Here is a 209-nt window from a genome sequence, read left to right as displayed (position 1 = left end):
TTTGACGTTTAAAGTTTACCACCACGTTTTTTACACATAATTATGACCATATATTGTAAAGGAAATTTAATTGATATCAGTACTGCAAAAGTAATGAGTGTACTTAATGTTAGACCAGATTCCTTCTACGATGGTGGAAAATACAAACATGAAAGTCAGATTCTAAATCAAGTTGAAACTATGATTTCTGACGCTGCCACTTTTATTGA

At 31.1% G+C, this 209-nt stretch carries 1 pseudogene; it reads left to right on the top strand.

Going from position 1 to position 209, the window contains the following annotated elements:
* Positions 1 to 42: 42 nt before the first annotated feature.
* Positions 43 to 209: pseudogene (locus ACRHOC_RS16000) on the top strand (dihydropteroate synthase); the annotation flags it as partial.

It is taken from the genome of Winogradskyella poriferorum (assembly GCF_050618035.1).
GTDB classification, from domain to species: Bacteria; Bacteroidota; Bacteroidia; order Flavobacteriales; family Flavobacteriaceae; genus Winogradskyella; species Winogradskyella poriferorum_A.
Note: the sequence above shows the minus strand (reverse complement) of the source record. Positions and strands in the feature narration are given on the sequence as shown.